Source organism: Catellatospora bangladeshensis (assembly GCF_016862575.1).
In the GTDB taxonomy this organism is placed as follows: domain Bacteria; phylum Actinomycetota; class Actinomycetes; order Mycobacteriales; family Micromonosporaceae; genus Catellatospora; species Catellatospora bangladeshensis.
In genome coordinates, this window is sequence record NZ_BONF01000016.1 from 139419 (window position 1) to 162928 (window position 23510).

The following is a 23510-nucleotide window of genomic DNA, read 5'->3' on the forward strand; positions in this document are numbered from 1 at the left end:
TAACGCCGCGCGGAGGGGGCGGCGCCCGGCGGGTGGGCCGGGCGCCGCGATCGGTGGGTCAGAGGGGTTCGAGCCAGATGTTGCGGAAGCGGGGGTTGGCGCCCGCGTCGCCGTGGTCCTGGAGGCGGATCGGGCCGGGAGCGGCGCTCTCGGCCGCACCGCCGCCAGTGGATCCGGCGATGGTCACGTCGTTGTGGACCACGAAGCCGTTCCACACGATGGTGACCCGTGCCTCGGCGGTCCTGTTGCCGGAGCCGTCGAAGCGGGCGGCCCGGTACACGATGTCGTAGGACTGCCAGGTCTCCGGCGCGGTGGCCGCGTTGCGGTCAGGCGCGCGGCGGCTGTAGATCGAGCCCGCCTCGTCGTTGGCGAGCGTGGTGTCGCCGTACGAGTCGAGCACCTGCAGCTCGTAGCGGTCGCCCAGGTAGATGCCGCTGTTGCCGCGCGCCTGCCCGGTGACGTTGCTCGGGTAGGTCGGCTCAAGCCACTCCACGTGCAGCTTGAAGTCGCCGAACGACTGGCGGGTACGGATGTCCCCGCCGAGCGACTCCATCGACCCGCCGGAGAACGGCCAGGTCGCGTTCGCGCCGCCGGTGGTCTGCCACAGGGCCACGTCGTCGCCGTCGAACAGCTGGATGCGCTGCCCGCTGCCGCTGACCGCCCAGCGCTGGCTGAGCACCCCGGCGGCCTGCCAGATGTGGATCTGGGTGCCGTCGGCGGAGCTGCCGGACAGCGCGTCGAGCACCTTGCCCGACTGCGGGTTGAGGATGGTGCCGTCGGCCTGCGGCTGCCAGACCTGCGAGCCGGTGCCGTTGCAGGTCCACAGCTGCACCTTGGTGCCGTTGGCGGTGCCCGCGTTGTCGACGTCGAGGCACTTGCCCAGCGCCTGGAACGTGCTGCCGACCCGCGCCCAGCGCTGGGCGTTGCTGCCGTTGCAGGTCCAGAGCTGGATCTTGGTGCCGTCGGCCGTCCCTGCGTTGTCGATGTCGAGGCACTTGCCGCCGGTGCCGACGATCGCTCCGGCGCCGCCGGTGATGCTCAGCGCGTCCAGGTTGACGTGCCCGACGTCACCGGTGTCCACCTTGTACGCGATGGTGTTGGCCCCGGCGCTGAGCGCCACGCTCTCGGTGTGCACCGACCAGGTGTCCCAGTTCGGGGTCGCGCCGAGGGTGATCTGCCGCAGCTTGGTGCCGTTGACGTACAGGCTGACCGTCTTGCCCATGGCGGACGGGTTCGGCCCGTTGGAGTAGCGCAGGGCCGCCTGGTACACCCCGGCCGTGCCGGTGGTCACGGTGAACGTGGTGCTCGCGCCCACGCTGCCGTAGCCGGCCACGAAGCCGCTGCCGGTGTAGCCGAGGTGGTCGGTGGCGACACTGGCGGTGCCCGCCCGGACCGCGTTCTCGGCCTGGTAGACGCCGTCGGCCGGGGGCGGGGTCTGCCCCGGGATGGCGTTGAGCGTGTACCACGCCTCGGTGCTCCACAGCGACTGCCCGCTGGTCGAGGTGAACGGGCGCGGCGAGCGCACGTGCACCACCCGGCCCGCGAGCAGGCCCGGCACGGTGAGCGTGACCTTCTTGCCGTCGGCGGACAGGGTCGCCGCGCTGGGCGTCAGCGTCTGCTCGTCGATCTTCGGCCCGCCGTAGTCGGCGGTGGGCTGGTAGCGCCACTGCTTGACCTTGTAGCTCGACAGCAGGCTCGCCGCGGTCGCGCTCGACAGCGGCTGGGTGTACTCCAGCTCGAAGCCGGTCCCCGTGGCCCGCATGGCGAGGATGTCGAACACGGCGGTGCCGTTCGGGGTGAGCTTCTGCAGGCCGTAGGTGAGCTTGCCGGACTGGCCCCAGTTGCCGCCCGCGCCCAGGCCGCCGACGTAGATCGCGCCGTCGGGGCCGAGCGCCACCTCGGAGACACCGGCCTCCAGGCCCTGCGTCATCCGGAACAGCGCGCCCTGGTACTCCCCGTTGACCTTCTCCACGTACGCCCGCTGCAGGCCGCCGTACGTCACGTCGCCGATCACGAACTGCCCCGCGTACGGGCCGCTGGGCAGCAGCACCGGCGTGCTCGGCGAGTTGGCGATCTCGTTCTGCGGCATCCACAGCACCGGCGGCGTCACCGGGTTGGCGTCGAACTGCCCGGCCGGGGTGGTGTAGTGGTTGAAGAACCGGCCCTGCTTGATGTGCAGCAGCTTGGACGCGGGCAGCCAGCCGCCCTGGTTGTCGGTGACGAAGATGCCGTTCTCCGGCCCCCAGCCGATGCCGTGCGGCGTACGCAGGCCACCGGCCACGTAGGACACCGCACCGGTCGCCCTGTTCACCTTGATGTGGGTGCCCCGGTTGGCCGCGGGCTGCGGGACGGTGGTCGCGCCGCCGTAGTTGATCGACACCGACAGGTTCAGGTAGAAGAACCCGTCGGCGTAGAGCAGGCCGAACGCGAACTCGTGGAAGTTCTGGCCCCACGGCCACGTGGCGATGGTGTTGTACTGGTCGGCCACCTCGTCGCCGTTGGTGTCCAGCAGCTGGGTGAGCCGCTGCTTCTCGGACACGTAGACGACGCCGTCGACCACCTTGAGGCCCATCGGCTCCTTGAGGTTGCCGGCGATCTTCTTGGTGGTGACGCCGGACGGACCGCCGGTGCCGCCCGTGCCGCCGAGGATGTACACCTCACCGGCCTGCGACGTGCCGGACTGGTCGTTGCCGCCCCAGGTGCAGATCACCAGGCGGCCGTCGGGCAGCCAGTCCATACCGGTGACCTTGGGCTGGAACGTGCCCGGCCGCAGGTTGGTCAGCGTGTAGCCGGGGTGCACGCCGGTCAGCGGCAGCCCGTCGCCGGGGGAGTCGGTCGCGCCCTCGCACTCCTTGCGGCCGGGGGCGGTCACCCGCACCACACCCGCGTCGGTGCTCAGCGCCGAGTTCGGCACCAGCGTGTACGCGCTCGCGCCGGGCGGGCGCCACTCCAGGGTGAGCTGCTGGCCGCCGGTCGCCTCGAAGAAGTTGACGTTCAGGGCGTGGTAGCCGGTGGTCAGGGTGACCGCGCCCTCCTTGGCGGTGGCGCCGTGCAGCCCGTCGTGGTCGATCACCATCGCGCCGTCGATCTTCAGCTCGGAGCCGTCGTCGCTGGTGAGCCGGAACGCGTACGAACCGGCGGTGGTGATGTTGAGGTTGCCGATGACCTGGGCGAGGAAGCGGTCCTCGAAGCCGAAGTCGGCGGCGGTGGTCCAGTTGACCGTCGGCATGAGCTTGTCGACGTTCGGGGTCTGCGCGGCCTTGAGCGTGCACAGCTCGGTCAGCGACACCTGCAGGTCGTAGACGCGCAGCGTGACGCCGGGCTCCTGCGCGGGTATCGCGGCCGTGGCGGGGACCGCCCAGACGCCGCCGGCCAGGGCCAGGGTCAGCGTGGCAAGGACGGGACCGCGGAGCCGGCGTAGCAGTCGTCTGCCCATCGTTCCTCCCGGGGGTGAGGGGGTGTCCGACGGGTCGCGGCGGTCGTTGCCCGCGCGGTGACCGTCGGTCCGTGCGCGGGTGCTAATCGACGCCGACGATTAACGCACCCGAAACATCGGTGGATCGGAACATTAGATGCTTTCGATCGCGCTGTCCATATCTTCTGAACAGATCGGCAAAAGTTCTTGAGGCTACTGCGAAAGTCGCCGGTCGCGGTAGCGCGCCGCGGCCTCGTAGGTCGCCGCATGCACGGCCCTGGCCAGGCGTGATCCCCACTCGGAGCGCGGCCCGGCGAACGTTGTCAGCTCACCCGCCCGCCACGCCGCGACGCACACCGCGTCGGTGGGCGTGCCCGAGGCGTCGAAGCCCGCATCCCGCAGCGCCTGCACTTTCGCCTCGGTCGCCGTGGCGACGGCGTTGACCAGCGCCGCGTCCGACAGCGCCACCGGCACCGCCACGATGACGTTGATCGTCCCCGGCACCAGGACCTGCTGCGGCACGGCGACGGGGTCGGCGGCCCACCCGCACACCCCGATCCCGGCCGTCACCACGGCCTCCGCCCCGCCGTCGTCCGCGTGGGCGCCCTCCGCGACCCGGGCGGCCGTCATCAGGCCCACCCCCGGCCCGCTCAGCCCGTGCTCCCGCGCGATCTCCGCCAGGTGCCGATCCGGATCCATCCGGGTGTATCCGTGCCCGACCTGCGCGTTGAGCACCCACTCCCGCTCGCCCAGCCCGCCGCCGAGCACCGCGCTGGAGATCATGCGCCACCCCGCCCCGGCCCGCCACAGCAGCGCGGGCGACGCCGCCGCCCCGTCCCCGTGCCGGACCAGGTCGGGGCGCAGCAGGTTCGCGTCGAGTCGAGGCAGCGAGGTCACACGGGACCCTAACCCACCCGTTGATCGTTCGACTTGCCTGGCACTTGGGCGAATCTTGAGCGCGCTTTCGCCCGTTTGCCAGGCAAGTCGGACGATCTTGGCGCGGGCGCGGGCGCGGGCGCGGGCGCGGCTGCGGCCGGGGGCGCGGCCGGGGGCCGGGTGGGCCACCAGTTGGCGCGGCCGAGGAGGGACATGAGGGCGGGGAGGAGGAGGCCGCGGACGACCGTGACGTCGAGCAGGACCGCGACCGCCATGCCGACGCCGATCTCCTTGACCGCGATCAGGTCGCCGAGCGCGAAGCCCAGGAAGACGATGCCGATGGAGACGGCGGCGGCGGTGACGACGGGGCCGGTCGCGGTGATCCCGGCGAGGACCGCGCGGTCGTTGTCGCCGTCGCGCCGCCACTCCTCGCGGATGCGGGCCAGCAGGAAGACCTCGTAGTCCATGGACAGGCCGAAGATGAAGACGAACAGCAGCAGCGGTGTGGTCAGGTCGAGCGCGCCCCAGGGGGTGAAGCCGAGCAGGTCCGCCCCCCAGCCCCACTGGAACACCGCGACCAGCACACCGAGCGTCGCGGCCAGCGTCAGCAGGTTCATCAGCAGCGCCTTCACCGGCACCACGAGCGAGCCGGTGAGCAGGAACAGCAGCAGCCCGGTGGCGAGCACGACCACGGCGAGCGCGACCGGCAGCCGCGCGGCGGTGGCGTCCTTCGCGTCGACGAGTTCCGCGGCGGGGCCGGTGACCAGGAGCGACGGGTCGAGCGCGCGCAGGTCGCGGACGAGCTGCTGAGCCTGCGGGCCCGACGCTCCGCCGGGCAGCTCCACCTCGGCGACGGTGGCCTGCGGGGGTACGCCCTCCCGCACGTCCACATCGGTCACGCCCGGCACGGCGCGCATCCGTTCGAGCAGCGCGACGGTCGAAGGGTCGGTCGCGGGCGCCTCGATCAGCACCGGCACCGGCTGCGGGTACTTGCCGCCGAAGTCGCGCTGGGCCACCTCGTACGCCTGCCGAGCCTCGCTGCTCGCGGGCAGGGAGCGGGCGTCGGAGTCGGCCAGGTTCGCGTGCGGCAGGGGCAGGGCCAGGACCAGCAGCCCGGCGCTGACCGCGAGCGCGACCACGGCGGGACGGCGCTGGGCGTACCGGGCGGATCGGGCCAGAAACCCGGGTTCGCGCCGCGCCGCGCGACGCCACACCCAGGTGCGCGTGCCCGGCGCGGGGATGCGCCGGTGCGCGATCGCGACGAGCGCGGGCACCAGCGTCAGCCCCGCAGCGGTGGCCAGGGCCACCACCAGCGCGCCGCCCAGCGCCATCGCGGCCAGCAGCGGCTCGGCGAACACGAACAGCCCGGACAGCGCGATGCCCACGGCCAGCCCGGACACCAGCACCGCGCGCCCCGCGGTGGCGACCGTGCGGGCGACCAGCTCGTCCACGGGCGCGCCGGGATCGGCGGCCCGCTCCTCGCGGAACCGGGCCACGATCAGCAGGCTGTAGTCCACGGCGAGGCCGAGGCCCAGCAGCGTCACCACGTTGACGGTGTACTCGCTGACCGGCATCGTGCCGGCCAGCCCGGTCAGCGCCAGCAGCGTGCCCGCGACCACGGCCAGCGCGGCGCCCAGCGGCAGCAGCCCGGCGGCCAGCCCGCCCAGCATCACGATCAGCGCCGCGCACAGGACGGCCAGCGCGACCGACTCGCCGAACGCGGCGTCGGCGACGGCCTGGTCGTTGAAGTCCCGCTCGGCCAGCAGCTTCCCGCCGACGACGATCTCGGGGGAGTCGATGCGGTGCAGCGCGGCGGCGACCCGCTCGGCCACGGCCTGCGCCTCGTCTTCGCTCAGCTGCGGCTGCAGCTCGATCACCGCGAGGGAGTTCTGCCGCTCGGGGCCGATCATGCCGGAGCCCGCGGTGTACGCGTCGGTCACCTTCGCCACGCCGGGGATGGCGCGGATCTCGAACATGATCCGGGTGGCGCTGTCGACCAGGGCGGTGGCGTGGAAGTCGCGCCCGCCGATCACCGCGACGACCGTCTCGCCCTCGGGGTCGAGCGCGTCGAGGCGGGCCTGGGCCAGCGTCGAGGGCGCGTCGGGGCGCAGCTGGTCGGGTGACTCGGTGCGGTCGTACACCGAGCCGCCGAGCACCGCCCCGGCCAGGGCGAGCACCGTCCAGATCGCGCAGACGACGTATCGCCCGCGTGCCGCCGCCCTGCCCAGCCGTGCCAGCATCGCGCCCTCCCCGGCGGACGGAGCGATCTCCGCGCGCCGTGGTCATGAAACACTGACGCTCGCGGATACGCAATGCCCGCCGCCCGGGTCCCGGCCGCTAGGCTGGGCCGGTGACGAGTGAGGACGTGTTCACCAGACTCTTCGGCATCGTGATCGGGATCCTCCTGATCGTCGCCGCGATCCGGTGGATGTTCGGCAAGAAGTGACCGCTCAGGAACGCTGCTCCGGGATGAGCAGGTTCTGCGCGGTGACCACCGCGACCGACAGGGTCTTGTAACCCACGTCGTCGAACAGCACCGTCATCCGGTCCTTCTCGTAGCCGAGCACCATGCCCATGCCCCAGCCCGCGTGGCGGACCGTGCTGTGCAGGGGGAACGGCACGTCGTCGGGGACCACCTCGGAGGTGCCCTCGTGACAGCTGTCGCAGTGGTTGCAGGGGTTGTTCAGCTGCTCGCCGAAGTAGCCCAGCAGCGCCTGCACGCGGCAGCCGCGCATCTCGGCGAAGCGGCGCATCATGTCCGTGCGCGAGCGCTGGCCCGCCTGGTAGCGCCCGTGCTCGGCCAGCGCCTCGCGGGCGGCCTGGTCGGGCAGCGGCGCGTAGCGCGGCACGCTCAGCTCGCCCTTGGCGCCGGTGGCCACCGCGCCGACCTGTTCGAGCAGGCTGACGTATGCCGCGAGCTTGCGGGCGCCGTAGCCGGTGTTCTTGGCCAGCGCGGTCTTGCCGATCGGGCCGCTGTGCAGGGCCGCCGCGACGGTGCGCAGCTCGGCCAGGTCGGGCGCGCCGCCGTTGAAGAAGCGCTGCAGCGCCACGTCCTCGGCGCGGTGCAGCAGCAGCGCGTGCGCGGGCTCGCCGTCGCGGCCCGCGCGGCCGATCTCCTGCAGGTAGCTGTCGGGGGAGTCGGGCAGCGCCATGTGCACCACGAACCGGATGTTCGGCTTGTCGATGCCCATGCCGAAGGCCGACGTCGCCACCATGATCGGCACCCGGTCGGACAGGAACGCCTCGTGCGCCTTGGCGCGCACGCCCGCCGCCATGCCGCCGTGGTACGCCATCGCCTCGTAGCCGGCGTCGGTGAGCCGCTGGGCCAGCTCCTCGGCAGCGCGGCGGGTCGGCACGTACACGATGCCGGGCGGGGTGGCCTCCTCCAGCAGCTTCAGCAGCCGCCGCCAGCGGTAGTCCTCGCTGGGGCAGTGCGTGGCCTCCAGGAACAGGTTGGGCCGGTCCAGGCCGGTCAGCACGATCTTCGGCTTGCGCAGGCCGAGCCGGGCGGTGATGTCGTCGCGCATGGGCGGCGACGCGGTGGCGGTCAGCGCCACCACCGGCGGGCGGCCCAGGCCGCGGATCAGGTGCCCGATGGACAGGTAGTCCGGGCGGAAGTCGTGGCCCCACGAGGAGATGCAGTGCGCCTCGTCGACCGCGACCAGCGCCGGGCGCAGCGCCTTCACCTCGGCCAGCCGCTCCGGCGAGCTGAGCTGCTCCGGGGTGATGAACAGGAACCGGGCGGTGCCGTCGCGCAGCTCCTGCAGCGCGGCGGCCTGCTTGGCCGGGGTCTCCGCGGAGCTGATCCGGACCGCGCGCAGCTTCGGGTTGCCGCGATCGTTGAGGTTGGCGATCTGGTCGTGCTGGAGGGCCAGCAGCGGGGAGATCACCACGGTCGGTCCCTTCAGGAGGGACGCGGTGACCTGGTAGACGGCCGACTTTCCGCCACCGGTGGGCAGCACCACCAGCGCGTCGCGGCCGCGCAGCAGGGCGCGCATGGCGTCCAGCTGCGCGGGACGCAGCCGGTTCCAGCCGAAGTGGTCACGGGCGGCGCGGCGCAGGCGCAGGGAGCGGAATAGCAGCATCATCGCCGCGACTCTAACCAGTTCGGGCGACACGCAAACGTCCTCCGCGCCCTGTCCTTCGACGCGTCTGGATGAAGATCAGTTGCTGGCAGCCCCGGTGACCAGCACGGAGATGGCCATCGCGGTCTGTGGCAGATTTTCGTCACTGGGGCAGTCGCTGAACGAGACCAGCACCGGCCCGGCGTCCCCGGTCACCGTGACCTTGTACGCGAACGCGTCCGCGCACTTCGTCTGGCCGCGCTGCTGCCTGCTCTCGGCGGCGAACGCGGGCTCGGTCGCCAGGCGCTGCAGCTCGTGCGCCTGCTGGGCGTTCAGCTTGCCGGACTTCGTGGTCCCGGCCTTGTCGGTGACCGTCCAGCTCCCGTCCGGGTTGACGATGAAGGTGTCGTTGACTCCCGCGATGCCGCCGGTGCGGACCACCGTCACCGACGGCATCACCGCGCTGCCCGACGTCGCCACGGACGGCGTGCCGCCGGGATCGCCCGTCGCCGTGCACGCCGCGACGACCAGGAACAGCGCCGCGACCACGGCCGTGCGCAACACGGTCCGGACGGCGGATGAGTTCGGTACTGCATTAGCCATGAACGCCAGTCTATGCGCGGGGCAGGCCGGCACGGGTGCGGAGGGCGGCCAGGTCCAGGACGGTGACCTGCATGCGGCTGGTGCGGACCCAGCCGTTGGTACGCAGCACACCCAGCGCCTTGCTCACCGCCTCCCGCGAGGCGCCCACCCAGCCCGCCAGCTCGTCCTGGGACAGCGGCAGCGCGATGGCGATCGCGCCGCCCTCCGCGCGGCCGAACCGTTCGGCCAGCTCGACCAGGCGCGCCGCGACCCGGCCGGTGCTGTCCTGCGCGCCGAACTCGACGCGCTTGCGGTCGGCGTCGCGCAGCCGCTCGCTGAGCAGCCGCATCAGCAGGATCGCCACCCGGCCGTGGGCCTGCAGGTACGCCTCGAACTCGGGCAGCAGCATGACCAGTGCGGTGACCGGCTCCAGCGCGGCCAGCGTGGCCGAACGCGGTGCCCGGTCCACTGCGGACAGCTCGCCGAGCAGCGCACCGGGGCCGCGTACGGCGAGCACGACCTCGGCGCCGGAGGCGGTGTGCGAGGACGCCTTGACCCGGCCCGCGCGCAGCATGGCGACCCAGTCCGAGCTGTCGCCCTCGCGGCACAGCACCTCGCCGCGCGTCCACCGGCGCTGCATGCTGTGCCGGGTGAACGCCTCCTGCTCGGCCGGTGTGAGCAGGGCCCAGAAGTCGCCGCTCATCCGGCGAGCCCGGTCACGGCGTACGCCCGCACGGTGGTGACCCGCCCCTTGACGGTCAGGTCGCCCATGGGCTGTGCCACGATCGCGGCTCCGGCGGCCAGCCGGGTGGCCTCGCCGATGACGACCTGGCCCGGCTCGGCCAGCGTCTGCAGGCGGGCGGCGACGTTGACCGCGTCGCCCATCGCGTTGAAGCCGCGCAGCTGCTCGCTGCCGATGTTGCCGACCAGCGCCGGGCCGGTGTTCGCGCCGACCCGGAACCGGGGCCACTCCGGGTGACCGGCCGCGATCGCGTCGACGCCGCGCTGCATCGCCAGCGCGGCCCGCACCGCGCGCAGCGCGTGGTCGGGCTGCCGGGCGGGGGCGTTGAACAGGGCCAGCAGCGCGTCGCCGACGAACTGCACGACGGTGCCGCCGTTGTCGAGGATGCACGGCACCGCGACGCCGTGGTAGCGGTTGAGCATCCGCACGATCTCGGCCGGCTCCACGCCCTCGGAGAACGTGGTGAAGCCGCGCAGGTCGGCGAAGAGCGCGGTCACCTCGACCACCTCGCCGCCGAGCGCGGCCTGGTCGGGGTCGGCCAGCAGCGCGGCGGCCACGTCGGGGGAGAGGTAGTGCCGGAACAGGGTGCCCAGCGTCCGCGACAGCTCCCGCTCGGCCGACAGCGCTGCCGCGGCCCGGTCCAGCACCGCCGTCTGGCCCTCGGTGAGCCCGAAGCGCTCGGCCAGCCGGGCGGCGACCGGGCCGGTGGCGGTGCCGGTGCGCTCGCGCTCCTGCAGGGCCGTGGTGAGTTCCTCCAGCGCCGCGCCGTACTCGGCGCGGATGGCGCGGGCCGTCTGGTCCAGCGTGATCGCGTCGAAGATGCCCGCGCTGCCGCCCTCGCGGCCGTATTGCACGTACGCGCTGTAGGCGACGAAGCCGAAGGCGAAGGCCAGCAGCAGGTGCCACTCCCACCAGGACAGCGCCCACTTCTTGGCCAGCAGCACCGCCACGGTCGCCTCGGCCAGCAGCGTGAACGCGGTGACGATGCTGATCAGCATGGCGGCCGGCTTGCGCCGGTGCATCGCGAAGTAGCGCAGCGCCGCGATCAGGTAGAGGCCCACCGTCGCCACGGTCACCCAGACCATCGGACCCTGCACGTCGCGCGGGCCGGGACGGGCGTTCAGCGGCGGCAGGTCGAGCAGCTCCACCGCGCCCCAGCCGAGGATCAGCAGCCAGAGTCCGATCTGGAGCGGCCGCCGCGAGCGCAGCACCGCATCGCCCCGCGCGCCCTCCAGGTCCAGCGACGAGACCAGCGCGAACACGGCCGCCACGGCCAGGCCCACCGGCTGCGACAGGTCGAAGCCGACCGAGGGGTGGTGCACCAGCACCCCGGGCGTGGCCAGCGCGTGCAGCAGCAGGAAACCGGCGCTGGCCAGGAACGCCAGCGACACCAGCAGCAGCCGCGCGTCGGCGCGGGTCCGGGCCACCGCGCCCATCCGCACGCCCAGCACCACGTTCACCGCCGCGACGGCCAGCACCAGCCAGAAGTGGCTGTGCGAGTCGTGCCAGGAGACGTCGGTGCTCGGCACCGCCAGCAGCAGCCACAGGCCCGCCAGCGGCAGCGCGAGGTGCACCAGCCAGACCGCGGCGCGGACCGGCTGGACGGTGGCGGGGAGGTAGGGGCGCGGCACGCCGACACCCTACGCCGCACCGACATCACCTGGCACTGTCGCGAATGCGCTGTGTGGACTTATGCGCAGACCGCCCGGCCGAATCGGAGTTCCATCGAGTACGTCACCACCGGTGACCACCGAAGGAGCTGACTCATGAAGCGCAACGGGCCCCTGATCACGCTGCTGGCCGGGCTCGCGCTGGCGGCCGTGCTGATCACCGTGAACCTGACCGTCAACGCGCCCGGCGGCGCCGATCCCGACCCCGCCGGGTTCGGCGCGGCGGCACCGACCGCGACCGCCGCCGCACCCGCGACCGAGGCACCGGCGACCAGCCCGCCCGCCGACCCGCCGCCCAGCGAGCCGGCCGCGAAGGTCAACGCCCTCTGGGCCGGGCCGGTCGACGGCGGCGGCGCGACGATCGCGATCGCCGTGACCGACGGCGTGGCCGTGGCGTACCTCTGCGACGGCAAGAAGGCCGAGGTGTGGCTGCAGGGCACCGCCGCGGCCGGGAAGCTGGAGCTGACCGGCGCCAAGGGCGCCACGCTGACCGGCACGTTCGGCGGCGGCAAGGCCGCGGGCACCCTCGCGGCGGCCGGGCGCACCTGGAAGTTCACCGCGCCCGCCGTGAAGAAGCCGTCCGGCCTCTACCGCGCCACCGCGACCGTACGCGGCGCGAAGGTCGTCGGCGGCTGGATCGTGCTGCCGAACGGCAGCCAGGTCGGCGTCGTGTCCGTGGACGGGCAGCCGGGCCCCGCGCCCGCGATCGACCCGGCCACCGGCGCGGTGACCGTCGACGGCGCAGCCCTCACCGCGACGCCGGTGACCGGCGCGCTCACCGGAAACTGAGAGAGGACGCCATGGACACCGAAGGCACCCGCCGGATCACCTCCGCGGCCGGCCTGTACGTGCCGCTGCTGCTCGGCGCCGTGGTCGCCGTGACGCTCGGCGTGTACGGCAACGTGCACACCCCCACCGGCGTCTCGGTGAACGTCGCCGGGTTCTCCGGCCCGATGGAGGTGAAGGTCTGGCTGGCCAGCGGGGCGGCGCTGCTCGCGCTCGTGCAGCTGGTCACCGCGCTGGCGATGTGGGGCAAGTTGGGGCCGGGCATGCCGAGCTGGCTCGGGCCGCTGCACCGCTGGTCGGGCCGGGGCGCGTTCCTGCTCGCCGTGCCCGTCGCCGTGCACTGCCTGTACGCGCTGGGCTTCGCCGATTACAACCTGCGCACCCTGGCGCACTCGCTGCTGGGCTGCTTCTTCTTCGGCGCGTTCACCGTGAAGATGCTGAGCCTGCCCAAGCGCGGGCTGCCCGGCTGGACCCTGCCACTGCTCGGCGGCGCGGTGTTCACCGCGCTGATCGGCCTGTGGCTCACCTCGTCGCTGTGGTTCTTCACCACGTTCGGAGTGCGATTCTGATGGCTGACCTGATGGGACGGACCGACCACGCCGGCCCGGCGGGCACCTGCGGTGCGGGCTGCGCGTCGCGGCGGGCGGTGCTGGCGGGCGTCGCCGGGGCCGCCGCGCTGCTGGCTGGCTGCCAGACCTACGGCCAGAACGCCGATCCGGAGGCCGCGGCCGCCGACCTGCCCACCGACGACCCGGCCACCGAGGGCGCGGCCACCCCCGGCGCCACCTCCGGTGCCACGCCCGGCGCGGAGCCGACCGGCCCCGGCGCCACGAAACCGGCCGCCCCGGCGGCCAAGGCCCTGGTCGAGGCGTCCCGCGTCCCGGTCGGCGGCGGCGTGATCCTGGAGGGCGAGCGCCTCGTCGTCACCCAGCCCCAGCAGGGCGTCTACAAGGCGTTCTCGGCGATCTGCACCCACCAGGGCTGCGTCGTCACCGAGGTCCGCGACGGCATCATCGAGTGCGGCTGTCACGGCAGCCGCTTCCGCGCCACCGACGGCTCGGTCGCCGGCGGCCCGGCCACCCGCCCCCTCCGCGAAACCCGCGTCAAACCCGACGGCCCCAACATCGTCCGCGCCTGACGAGGAAAGGAAGGGCACCTTCTTAACGTTCTGTGTATAAGAAGGTGCCCTTCCAAACCACAGCGGAGGACAGCGTGGGTCCGTACAGCTACGCCGAGGTCGGGGCGACCAGGCAGGACAGCCTGCCGCCGGGCTACCGCCACCTGCGCTACCGAAGCCGGATCGGGGACGCGGCGGTTTTCCGGGCCGCCGCCGAGGCGGTGCTGACGTTCGCGCCGCAGCGGGCGGCAGGAGTGCTGATCGAGGCAGCGGGGCCGCGGGCGGTGGAGGGGCTGGTGGTGACCTCGCGGCTGGGGGCCGGGCCGCTGCGCATCCCCGCGCCGTGCCGGGTGGTGTGGGCCGAGGACACGCCCACGAGGGCCGGGTTCGGGTATGGCACGCTGCCCGGTCACCCCGTCCGGGGCGAGGAGTCGTTCGTCGTCGAGGTGGCCGGGGGCGCGGTGTGGTTCTCGATGCGCGCGTTCAGCCGCCCGGACCGCTGGTTCACCACCGCCGCCGGGCCGCTCGTCCCCGCCTTCCAGCAGGCATACGCGCGCCTGCTCGCCCATACCCTCCGAAAGCTCGTCGCCCGACGGTAGTCGGAGGTGCAGTTTCGGGGAAACTGTGGCCTGACGGCCTGGAATTCCTGCAGTTTCCCCGAAACCGAAGCGCGTCCGGAGGGGCTAGAGGCGCGAGTTCGCGGTGACGGTGAAGCCGGTGGAGACGGCGGCGCCCGCGTTGGTGAAGCAGTTGACGTCGCGGACGTAGAGGTGCGGGGCGGAGACGGTCCACGGGAAGTTCATGCCGCAGAAGTTGGAGTTCGAGCCGACCGCGGTGACCTGGACGTTGAGCGGCAGGAAGCCGATCTGCGGGAAGGTCACCAGGGACAGGCCGGGTCCGGCGGCGATGAGCGTGTTGGCGCCGAAGCCGAGCACCGAGTTGAAGTTGGTGGTGGCGGGTCCGGCACCGGGCACGTGCCAGAGGTAGCCGAAGTACTTCGGCGGGATGGCCGGGCCGTACAGCGAGGTCTTCTGCTGGTACGTCACGGTGAAGCGGCTGTTGACCAGCGCCCCGGCCGAGTTGAAGCAGAAGACGATCACCTCCTGCTGCGCCCCGGTCGAGACCCAGTTGCGGGCCTTGCACCGGGTCGGCACCGACGCGGCCGCGGTGACCTGCACGCTGCCGTCGACGGGGCCGCCGCTGCCGATGCCCGGGAACTTGACGCTCCACTGCCCGACGCCGAGCGGGGTGACCGAGTTCGGCGCGCCCACGGCGTTGTACTGGCTGATGATGGCGCCGGTGGGCTGGGTGTGCACGTAGCCGTACGGGCCGCCCGCGCCGGCGCCCGAGGCGGTGGTGAAGAACGCGCTGAACCCGCTGTTGTCGGGCACCCCGCCGGCCCGGAAGCAGCGGATGATCGCGATCTCGTCGGCGCCGGACGGGCCCCAGTTGTCGGCCTGGCACCAGCGCGGCCCGTTGCTGATCGCGGTGACGTGCACGACGCCGCCCGGGAACGCCTGGCCGGCGAACTTCACCTGGTAGATGCCGACGCCCACCGGGATGACCGTGGACGCCGCCGGGAAGGTGCCGGCGGGCACCACTGCCGCGCCGTTCCAGAGCGCGAAGCCGAACCGGTCGGGCACGGCCGCCTGGGCGGGCGACGCGATGCCGAGGAGCATGCCGAGCAGGGCGACGATCCCAGTGAGAGCGGAGATCGCGCGAGTCGGTCTGGGCATGTCGATCCTTTCCGTGACGGGACGGTAACTGCCCGGACATGGAAACATGCCGATTTAACGATCTCAATGGATGTGTCGGAAACCTGTGCGAGCAACGATCGGCGCCCCTCGCGCCCCGGTTAGAGCTCGGCCGCGTGGTAGCGCTCCACCACCTGGTAGCCGAGCGAGTCGTAGAGGCGTTGCGCGACCGTGTTGTGCCCGTACACGTTCAGCGCGAGCTGCGCCTCGCCCGCGTCGGCGGTCAGCCGCTCGCCGACGAGCATCGCCGCCCGCCCGAAACCCCGGCCACGGTACGCGGGCCGCACGTCCACGCCGAACACGTAGCCGGTCCCGGGCAGGAAGCCGTGCCGCAGCCAGATGGTGCCGACCACCTGCCCGTCGTGCACCACGCACCGGAAGCTGTCGCTGTCGGCGGGCACGCCGCCGGGCAGCAGCTCGGCGATCGAGGCGACCGCCCGCTCGTGCGCGTCGGCGGCGGAGACGCTGCCCGAATCGGCCAGCTCCGCGGCGTGCTCGGCGATCTGGCCGTCCCGCCACGCCGCGAACTCCGCCTCGGTCATCGGGCGGCCGACGATCCCGGCCGGTGGCGTCACGCCGACGGTCACGTCCTTCACCATCTGCTGCGCACGCAGGGGGTACGCCCCGAAGAGCGCCTCGCCGGCCACCTCGCCGGGAGCGAGCGCGACGGACATGCTCCGGCCGCCGGCCTCCGTGGCGCGCCGCCGCGCCCAGGCCGCCAGTGGCCGGGCCAGGCCGCGGCCGCGCTGCTGCGGAGCGAGCCACAGGTCGTGCAGCCGCCGGTCACCCGGCCGCCGTGCGACGGTGCCGCCGAGCGCCAGGTGCCCCGCGAGCGCGCCGCCGATCTCGACCGTGTACACCGCGCCGCCTGCACCGGCCAGGGCGGTCAGATTGCGTTCGACCTCCTGTGCCACGGCGCCCGGGTCGCGGTAGCGGGCCGCGTACCGCTCGCGCAGCCGGGCCGCCCACCCGTCCCGCCACGCCTGAGTCTCGGGCTCCGTCGCCTCGCGCACCTCGAACACGCGCCGAATCTACCGCTGCGGGACAGCGGGGTGCTGCGGCTTTTCGCTGGGTGAGGGGATGGCTACCGCGCGTGCATCGATCTACCTGATCGGCATCATTCGATGGAAACGATGATCCTACATGTATCCAACGAAATACATAAGACTTTCTATCTAACGAGCGTTCGGATATTCAGAGAGTGCTTGTGGCTACCGCCGCAGGACCATTTTGGAGTCGGGGAGGACTCTCGTGAGAAAGATCATCGCCATTGCCGGCGCGGCCGTCACCACGGTCGCGTTCGTGGCAGTAGCGGCGTCCGGCAGCAGCGCAGCCCCGGACGGGGCCGCCGCTTCCCGGGCGCAGTCCGTCGGGGCGAACGCCGCCGACATCCGCGCCTCGGCCGCTGACGGCTACTCCGTGCAGCGCGTCGTGCGCGACGCCAACGGCGCGACCCACACCAAGTACGACCGCACCTACAACGGGCTGCGCGTCTACGGCGGCGACTTCGTCGTGCACACCAAGGCCGGCGGCGCCTACGCCGGTGCCTCCAACGGCCTGAACGCCCCGCTGTCGCTCGCCACCACCCCGAAGGTGACCGCGGCGAAGGCGCAGGAGGCCGCCCGGGCCGGCTTCTCCGGCACGGTGACCTCGGTCGGCTCGTCGGAGCTGTTCGTCGACGCCAGCAACGGCAGCGGCCGCCTGGCGTGGGAGACCGTCGTGCACGGCTGGCTGCCCGACGGCCAGACCCCGTCCCGCCTGCACGTCATCAGCGACGCGGTGACCGGCGCGTACATCGGCTCGTTCGACGAGATCGAGACGGTGACCGGCACCGGCACCGGCATCTACTCGGGTGCGGTCAGCATCGACACGACGCTGTCGGGCTCGACGTACCAGATGATCGACCCGGTGCGCGGCAACGGCCGTACGTGCGACATGAACAACGGCACGTCGACCTGCACCACGTTCACCGACGCGGACAACGCCTGGGGCACCGGCGCGAACTCCAACCGCCAGTCGGCCGGCGTCGACGCGCACTTCGGCGCGGCGAAGACGTTCGACTACTTCAAGAACGTGCACGGCCGCAACGGCATCTTCGGCAACGGCACGGGCGTCCCGTCGCGGGTTCACTACGGCAACAACTACGTGAACGCGTTCTGGGACGGCGCGCAGATGACCTACGGCGACGGCTCGTCGAACAGCCGCCCGCTGGTGTCGCTGGACGTGGCCGGCCACGAGATGAGCCACGGTGTGACCGAGGCGCTGGCGGGCCTGGTCTACTCGGGTGAGTCCGGCGGTCTCAACGAGGCCACCTCGGACATCTTCGGCAACATGGTGGAGTTCTACGCCGCCGCGCCGAGCGACCCGGGCGACTACCAGGTCGGCGAGAAGATCAACATCAACGGCAACGGCACGCCGCTGCGCTACATGTACAACCCGACCCTCGACGGCTCGTCGCACGGCTGCTGGTCGACCAGCACCAACAGCGTGGACGTGCACTACTCGTCGGGCCCGGGCAACCACTTCTTCTTCAACCTGGCCGAGGGCACCGGCGCGACCGCGTACGGCACCAGCCCGGTCTGCGGTTCGGCTCCGGCCGTCACCGGCATCGGCCGCGCCAAGGCCGAGAAGATCTGGTACCGCGCGCTGGACGTGTACTTCACCTCCAGCACCCGCTACGTGCTGACCAGCAACCCGGCCAACACCGCCCGCGCGTACACCCTGCGCGCGGCGACCGACCTGTACGGCCAGTGCTCCCTGGAGTACAAGACCGTCCAGGCCGCCTGGACCGCGGTCAACGTGGCCGGCAGCGACACCGCCTGCCCGACCGGCAACGACTTCTCCCTCGCGGCCTCGCCCGCGTCGGGTTCGGTCAACCCGGGCAGCTCGGTGACCAGCACCATCACCGCCACCCTCACCAACGGCAGCGCGCAGACGGTCAGCCTGTCCGCCTCCGGCCTGCCGTCGGGCGCCACCGCGTCGTTCAGCCCCACGTCGATCACCTCGGCGGGCGGCACCTCGACGCTGACCATCGCCACCAGCGCGTCCACCCCGGCGGGCACGTACGCGGTGACCGTCACCGGCACCGGAGCGAGCTCGACCCGGACCGCGACGTACTCGCTCACGGTCAACGGGGCGCCGGGCTGCACGGGCACCAACCCGACCGACGTCGCCATCCCGGACAACACCACGGTGACCAGCACCATCACCATCTCGGGCTGCAACCGCAACGCGTCGGCCACCAGCTCCGTCGCGGTGACGATCTACCACACGTACAAGGGTGACCTCGTCGTCGACCTGGTCGCGCCGGACGGCAGCGTCTACAACCTGCACAACCGCACCGGCAGCAGCACCGACAACATCATCCAGACGTTCAGCCGGAACCTCTCCACGGAGGCCGCCAACGGCACCTGGACCCTGCGGGTCCGCGACGCCGCCACGGCCGACACGGGACGGATCGACACCTGGTCGCTGACTCTCTGACCTGATCCTCCCCAGAACGAGGGCGCCATCCGCAACCCGGGTGGCGCCCTCGCCCCCTTGCCGTGGGTCAGGCGGCCGGGCTGGTGGCGATGGTGACGAACTCGGTGCCGGTGCCCCCGGCGAGGCGGCGGCGCAGGGAGGCGGCGATGCGGATCGCCTGGCGCTTGGCCTGGTCGGCGCGGGGACCCTCGTGGCGGTCGTCGAGCGTCTCGTGCCAGAGGCGCAGCCAGCGGTCGAAGTGGCGGCGCTCCAGGGCGGCGCGGCGGCTGAGGGCGACGTGCGGGGCCAGCGCGTTGCGCCGGTAGGTGCCGGGGTTGAGCAGCACGGACTCCCAGAAGTCGCACATGATCGGCAGGTGCGCGGCGAGGTCCAGCCGGGCCACCTCGGTGAAGATCGGCCCGATCAGGTCGTCGGCGTACACGCGGGTGTAGAAGTCGGTGACCAGCGCGGTGATGTCGGCGCGGTCGGCGATGTCGGTTCGCACGGTGCCCTCCATTTTTTACTACCGCCATCGTATATATTCGGCCGGTGGGCGGGGATATGACCTTCGGCGCACTCGCGCCGGCCAGCCGGCGGCGGGTGCTCGACACGCTGCGCGCGGCCGGGGCGCCGCAGGACGCGGTCGCGCTCGCGCAGGCCACCGGGCTGCACCCCAATACCGTGCGATTCCACCTCAAAGTCCTCATCGAGGCGGGATACGTCGTCGAGTCCCGGCAGGCGAGCGGCGGCCGGGGCCGCCCGCAGGCCGTGTACGCCTGCGCGGCCCCCGCCACCCGTGACGGCGGCTACGCCCTGCTCGCCGAGCTGCTGGCGAGCACCCTGGACGACGCGGCCGGGGCCGAGCTGGCCCGTGCCGCGGGCGAACGCTGGCAACACGCCGCGCGGCCCGCCGGAGTCGCGCCGGACGCGCCCGGCACGCTCGACGAGGCTGCGGCGCGGGCCACGGCGCTGTTCGCCGAGCTGGGCTTCGACCCGGTGCGCGGCCCGGAGCCAGACGCGGCCCGGATCGAGCTGCGCGCCTGCCCGTTCCTCGACGTGGCGCGGCGGCATCCGGGCGTGGTCTGCGGAGTACACCTCGGCCTGCTGCGCGGCCTGGTCGAAGGCGGCCCGGCCGGAGCTGCCCCGGAAGGGGACGGCCCTGGTGGCGGCGGGACGGTCGCGGACGGCCGGAGCGGTGGTCTGGTGGGCGCGCCCAGCGCGGCGCGGAGGTTCGTGGCCGAGCTGGTGCCGTTCGCCCGGCCGGGGGTCTGTGTCGCGGAGATCAGGCAGGTCGAGGTGGAGCGCGAGGGGGCGTGATGGGCAGGGTGCGGCTGGTCGGGCAGGTGGCGGTGCCGTTCGTGTGGTTCGGCATGGTCGCCGCGATCTCGCTGCTGGAGGCGCCGCTGAAGTTCCAGGCGCCGGGCATCACCACGGCGCTCGGGCTGGGCATCGGGCGGCTGGTCTTCGGCGTGCTCAACGCCGCCGAGTTCGTGCTGCTGGTGCTGCTGACGCTGGCGCTGGCCGGGGCCGCCGTGGGACGGTTGCGCTGGTGGCTCACCGGCGGGCTGTGGGCGCTGCTCGCGGTGCAGGCGCTGGTGCTGCGCCCGCTGCTCGACGAGCGCGCCCAGGTGATCATCGACGGCGGGGTGCCGCCGGGGTCGTCGCTGCACCTGCTCTACATCGTGCTGGAGGGTGCGAAGCTCATCGTGCTGCCCGTGCTGGGCGTCAGCCTGCTGCTGCGCATCGCGCGCGGCTGAACCGGCACGGTTTTCGAAACTCCTCGGAGCCCCGATCATCGACGGCCGGTGATGGGCCGGTCCCGTTCCAGGCCGGGGCCCGGGACCGTGTCGTCGCGCGCGCCGCCGATCACGGCGCGCCGCGGCACGCCTGCGCGGCGGTCACGCCGGAGATGCGGCGCGTCGCCTGGGACGGCGGCTGCGGCGTGCCGCCGAGGTAGTGACCGCCGGTGGCTCGGCCGCGTTGTCCAAGGCGGTGCCTGCTGACGGGCACCGTGGATCCGGGAGCGCGCGGGCAGGCGGCTGCCGGGCGGACAGCGCGGCCGGGGCCGCCGGGGCCGGGACGGGTACGCGTTCCGGCCCCGGGCGGCCGCCGGTCCCAGGTGACGGGGGACGGCATGACGACAATCGGATTCATCGGCAGCGGCAACATCGGCGGGACCATCGCCCGGCTGGCCGTCGCGGCCGGCTACGACGTGGTACTGAGCAACTCGCGGGGGCCGCAGACGCTCACCGGCCTCGTCGCCGAGCTGGGCCCGCGCGCCCGCGCCGGCACCGTCGAGGAGGCGGCCACCGCCGGTGACCTGGTGCTGGTCAGCGTGCCGCTGCGGGCGTACGCCGACATCCCGGCCGCGCCGCTGGCCGGCAAGGTCGTGATGGACACCAACAACTACTACCCGGAGCGCGACGGGAACATCGACGTGCTCGACGACGGCAGCACCACCAGCAGCGAGCTGCTCCAGCGCCACCTCGCCGGGGCGCGGGTGGTGAAGGTGTTCAACAACATCTACTTCAAGCACCTGGGCTCGCTGGCCCGCCCGGCGGACGCCGCCGACCGCAGCGCGCTGGTGGTGTCCTCCGACGACCCCGAGGCGAAGGCGGCCGTGCTCGCGTTCCTCGACGCGATCGGGTACGACGGTGTGGACGCCGGGCCGCTGGGCGCGGGTGGGCGCCGCCACCAGCCGGGGACGCCAGCGTACGGGACGCCGTACGGGCCGTTCAGCGACGAGCACGGTACGCCCGCCGACGCGGCGACGGTGCGGGCGGCGCTCGACGAGGGCTGAGAAAGCCGGTCGCGGCCGGTCCGGTCGCCGTGAAAGGATCGGCCGCATGCCGGCACCCCACGGATTCGAGTACGCCGTGCGCGGCGACGGGACCGTCGCCGTGTCGCACCGCCGTGCCGTGGTGACGCTGCTGCGCGGCGAGCGCGCGGCCCGCTTCCTGGCCGAGGCCGAGGCGGGCGACCCGCAGGAGGTCATGGCCCGCTGGACGGGCAACTACCGCCGCGGCAACGAGCGCACCGCCCGCAACCACCCCCGCAACTCCTCCCGCTGATCCCGCCGCCGGATCTCGCTCGCGCCGCCGAGTCTCCGCGCCCAGCTCACCCGCGGGCGGCCGCGCCGAAGATCACTGTCCCGTGTCCAAACCTGCGGTCTGACCGCACTTCTCGACCCGAGACAGCGATCTTCGCCGGTTGGTGGCGGGTTCCGGCGCGGCGGTGCGGGTGAAGATCGGCGTCTCGTGTCGAAACCTCTGGTCTGAGCACAGGTTTCGACACGAGACAGCGATCTTGGGCGCTGGCGCGGCCGGTGGAGGGCGGGTCAGTGGTCGGCGGTCACCGGGTCGGTCGTGGTGGGGGCGGGGGTGGGCTGGTCGGGGATGGTGACGGGGGCGGGGCGGGAGCGGACCAGGAGGACCGACAGCGCGGCGAGGGCGAGCACGGCCAGGGGCAGCGCCGTGGTCACCTTCATGGCCGTGGTGAAGCCCTGCTGGAAGGTGGTGTGCGCCAGCTCGGTGATCGGGCCGGGAGTGCCGGGGGGAAGGTGGGCGCCGCTCTGACCGGCGCCGACCTCCATACCGCCGGATCCCATGTGGGCGAACGCCTCGGTGAACCGCTCCCGTACCCCCTCGGGAAGCCCGGCGGCGTTGGTCCGGGCCTGCTCGGCCAGCGAGGTGGCCAGCTGCGCCTGGAGCAGCGCGCCGACCGCGGCGGCGCCGATGACCGCGCCGAGCTGCCGGGTGGTGTTGATGACCCCGGACGCGGCCCCGGCCTGGCGCGGCTCGACGCCGCGCATGGCGATGGTCTGCAGCGGGGCGAACACGAAGCCGAGGCCGAGACCTGCGACGAGCAGGCCGGGCATCAGGTCGCCGCGGTCGGAGCCGGGCTGCGCGGTGAGGATGACGGCGGTCAGGCCCACGGTCCACAGGGTCATGCCGCCGAGCAGCGCCCACCGCCCGTGGCGGCCGTCGGCCAGCCGCCCCGCGAACGGGGCGAACACCATCGACATCGCCGACATCGGCGCGGTGGTGAGTCCGGCCTGCAGCGCGCTGAGGCCGAGCACGGACTGCAGGTAGATGGTGAGCGGCAGGAACAGGCCGAGCATGCCGAACGAGACGGCGGCGACGACGCCGTTCATGACGGAGAAGTTGCGGTCGGCGAACAGGCGCAGCGGGATCAGCGGCTCGTCGTCGCGGCGGGCGTGCAGCTGCCAGACGAACACGGCGAGCACGAGCACGCCGGCGCCGATGACCATCGGGATGGTGACCGGGCCCCACACCGCGCCCCAGTCGTGCGACTGGCCCTCGATCAGGCCGAAGCAGAGCAGGAACAGGCCGAGGGTGACCAGGCCGGTGCCGGACAGGTCGAGCCGGTGGCGGCGGTGGAAGCGCAGGTCGGGCATGAACACCGCGGCCAGGGCCAGCGCGAGCACGCCCACCGGCACGTTGACGTAGAAGATCCACCGCCAGCCCCACTCGGACACCAGCCAGCCGCCCAGTGCCGGGCCGGTGACGGTGGCCAGGCCGGCGACGGCGCCCCAAACGCCGAACGCCGCGCCGCGCCGCTCGGCCGGGAAGATCGTGGTGATCACGGCGAGCGTCTGCGGGGTGAGCAGTGCCCCGCCCACGCCCTGCGCGATGCGGAACGCGACGAGCTGCTCCGGGCTCTGGGCGAGGCCGCAGGCGATGGACGCCACCGTGAACAGCACCAGGCCGAGCATGAACAGCCGCTTGGGGCCGTGGATGTCGCCGAGCCGTCCGGCGGTGATGAGCAGCACCGCGTACACCAGGATGTAGGCGTTGAGGATCCACAGGATGTCGTCGAGCGACGCGCCGAGGTCGTCGATGAGGTCCGGGATGGCGATGTTCACGATCGTCGTGTCGAGCAGGATCATGAAGAAGCCGAGGCAGAGTACGAAGAGGACGAGCCACGGGTTGGCCCGGCGGCCCGCCTGCGAAACGCCGCTGTCCTGCGGGATGGTCACGGCGGGTCTCCTAGCTCGTCGGGGACGCGAACGAACTGGAGCA

General features: G+C 72.8%; 20 protein-coding genes. 9 read left to right on the forward strand and 11 right to left on the reverse strand.

The annotated features are described in order from the left end of the window. Positions 1-58 precede the first annotated feature (58 nt). The 7 genes from Cba03nite_RS15610 to Cba03nite_RS15640 all read right to left on the reverse strand — a co-directional run bounded on the left by Cba03nite_RS15610 (position 59) and on the right by Cba03nite_RS15640 (position 11310). Positions 59-3436: a 3-keto-alpha-glucoside-1,2-lyase-like domain-containing protein gene (locus tag Cba03nite_RS15610; RefSeq protein ID WP_203746393.1), complete on the reverse strand. Its 3378-nt coding sequence runs from the start codon at positions 3434-3436 to the stop codon at positions 59-61. Positions 3437-3628: 192 nt separating this feature from the next. After that, the gene (locus Cba03nite_RS15615) at positions 3629-4312 is read right to left on the reverse strand and encodes an adenosylcobinamide amidohydrolase (protein ID WP_239125768.1); all 684 of its coding nucleotides are present in this window, start codon (positions 4310-4312) and stop codon (positions 3629-3631) included. Positions 4313-4320: 8 nt separating this feature from the next. Beyond that, the gene (locus Cba03nite_RS15620) at positions 4321-6531 is read right to left on the reverse strand and encodes an MMPL family transporter (RefSeq protein ID WP_203746395.1); all 2211 of its coding nucleotides are present in this window, start codon (positions 6529-6531) and stop codon (positions 4321-4323) included. A gap of 210 nt (positions 6532-6741) precedes the next feature. Further along, positions 6742-8379, reverse strand: a complete 1638-nt coding sequence (locus tag Cba03nite_RS15625) for a RecQ family ATP-dependent DNA helicase (protein ID WP_203746397.1) — start codon at positions 8377-8379, stop codon at positions 6742-6744. A gap of 75 nt (positions 8380-8454) precedes the next feature. Continuing rightward, positions 8455-8958 carry a protealysin inhibitor emfourin gene (locus tag Cba03nite_RS15630; RefSeq protein WP_203746398.1) on the reverse strand — a complete coding sequence of 168 codons (504 nt, stop codon included), beginning with the start codon at positions 8956-8958 and terminating at the stop codon, positions 8455-8457. 10 nt (positions 8959-8968) lie between these two features. Further along, positions 8969-9640, reverse strand: a complete 672-nt coding sequence (locus Cba03nite_RS15635; RefSeq protein WP_203746399.1) for a Crp/Fnr family transcriptional regulator — start codon at positions 9638-9640, stop codon at positions 8969-8971. After that, a complete protein-coding gene (locus tag Cba03nite_RS15640) occupies positions 9637-11310 on the reverse strand; it encodes an adenylate/guanylate cyclase domain-containing protein (protein ID WP_203746400.1) in 1674 nt (557 codons plus the stop codon). Before Cba03nite_RS15640 ends, Cba03nite_RS15635 begins: the two co-directional genes overlap by 4 nt. 135 nt (positions 11311-11445) lie before the next feature. Between Cba03nite_RS15640 and Cba03nite_RS15645 the strand changes: the two genes are divergently transcribed. The 4 genes from Cba03nite_RS15645 (at position 11446) to Cba03nite_RS15660 (ending at position 13851) form a co-directional block, all read left to right on the forward strand. Continuing rightward, positions 11446-12138, forward strand: coding sequence for a hypothetical protein (locus Cba03nite_RS15645; protein WP_203746401.1), 693 nt, complete (start codon positions 11446-11448; stop codon positions 12136-12138). Between the two features lie 11 nt (positions 12139-12149). Then, entirely contained in the window at positions 12150-12704 is a 555-nt protein-coding gene (locus tag Cba03nite_RS15650) for a DUF6529 family protein (RefSeq protein ID WP_203746402.1), read from the forward strand. Next, positions 12704-13273: a Rieske (2Fe-2S) protein gene (locus Cba03nite_RS15655; RefSeq protein WP_239125769.1), complete on the forward strand. Its 570-nt coding sequence runs from the start codon at positions 12704-12706 to the stop codon at positions 13271-13273. The genes Cba03nite_RS15650 and Cba03nite_RS15655 overlap by 1 nt, the downstream gene beginning before the upstream one ends. A gap of 74 nt (positions 13274-13347) precedes the next feature. After that, positions 13348-13851 carry a DUF1990 domain-containing protein gene (locus tag Cba03nite_RS15660; RefSeq protein ID WP_203746403.1) on the forward strand — a complete coding sequence of 168 codons (504 nt, stop codon included), beginning with the start codon at positions 13348-13350 and terminating at the stop codon, positions 13849-13851. A gap of 84 nt (positions 13852-13935) precedes the next feature. On the opposite strand, the gene Cba03nite_RS15665 is transcribed toward Cba03nite_RS15660, so the two are convergent. Both Cba03nite_RS15665 and Cba03nite_RS15670 read right to left on the reverse strand, forming a co-directional pair. Further along, positions 13936-14988, reverse strand: a complete 1053-nt coding sequence (locus tag Cba03nite_RS15665) for a hypothetical protein (protein ID WP_203746404.1) — start codon at positions 14986-14988, stop codon at positions 13936-13938. 119 nt (positions 14989-15107) lie between these two features. Continuing rightward, entirely contained in the window at positions 15108-16028 is a 921-nt protein-coding gene (locus tag Cba03nite_RS15670; protein WP_203746406.1) for a GNAT family N-acetyltransferase, read from the reverse strand. A gap of 229 nt (positions 16029-16257) precedes the next feature. On the opposite strand from Cba03nite_RS15670, the gene Cba03nite_RS15675 reads away from it, so the two are divergent. Then, positions 16258-18489 (forward strand): M4 family metallopeptidase, encoded by a 2232-nt coding sequence (locus tag Cba03nite_RS15675; RefSeq protein ID WP_203746407.1) that lies wholly within the window; start codon positions 16258-16260, stop codon positions 18487-18489. Positions 18490-18556: 67 nt separating this feature from the next. On the opposite strand, the gene Cba03nite_RS15680 is transcribed toward Cba03nite_RS15675, so the two are convergent. Continuing rightward, entirely contained in the window at positions 18557-18973 is a 417-nt protein-coding gene (locus Cba03nite_RS15680) for a group III truncated hemoglobin (RefSeq protein ID WP_203746408.1), read from the reverse strand. A gap of 44 nt (positions 18974-19017) precedes the next feature. Between Cba03nite_RS15680 and Cba03nite_RS15685 the strand changes: the two genes are divergently transcribed. From Cba03nite_RS15685 to Cba03nite_RS15700, 4 genes are all read left to right on the forward strand, one after another. Beyond that, positions 19018-19785, forward strand: coding sequence for a helix-turn-helix transcriptional regulator (locus tag Cba03nite_RS15685; RefSeq protein ID WP_203746409.1), 768 nt, complete (start codon positions 19018-19020; stop codon positions 19783-19785). Beyond that, positions 19785-20225, forward strand: coding sequence for a hypothetical protein (locus Cba03nite_RS15690; RefSeq protein ID WP_203746410.1), 441 nt, complete (start codon positions 19785-19787; stop codon positions 20223-20225). The genes Cba03nite_RS15685 and Cba03nite_RS15690 overlap by 1 nt, the downstream gene beginning before the upstream one ends. Positions 20226-20602: 377 nt before the next feature. Next, positions 20603-21268: an NADPH-dependent F420 reductase gene (locus Cba03nite_RS15695; protein ID WP_203746411.1), complete on the forward strand. Its 666-nt coding sequence runs from the start codon at positions 20603-20605 to the stop codon at positions 21266-21268. Positions 21269-21314: 46 nt separating this feature from the next. Further along, positions 21315-21539: a hypothetical protein gene (locus Cba03nite_RS15700; RefSeq protein WP_203746412.1), complete on the forward strand. Its 225-nt coding sequence runs from the start codon at positions 21315-21317 to the stop codon at positions 21537-21539. A 266-nt stretch (positions 21540-21805) separates the two neighbouring features. On the opposite strand, the gene Cba03nite_RS15705 is transcribed toward Cba03nite_RS15700, so the two are convergent. Continuing rightward, on the reverse strand, positions 21806-23467 hold the full coding sequence (locus tag Cba03nite_RS15705) for a DHA2 family efflux MFS transporter permease subunit (protein WP_203746414.1): 1662 nt from the start codon (positions 23465-23467) through the stop codon (positions 21806-21808). Positions 23468-23510 lie beyond the last annotated feature (43 nt).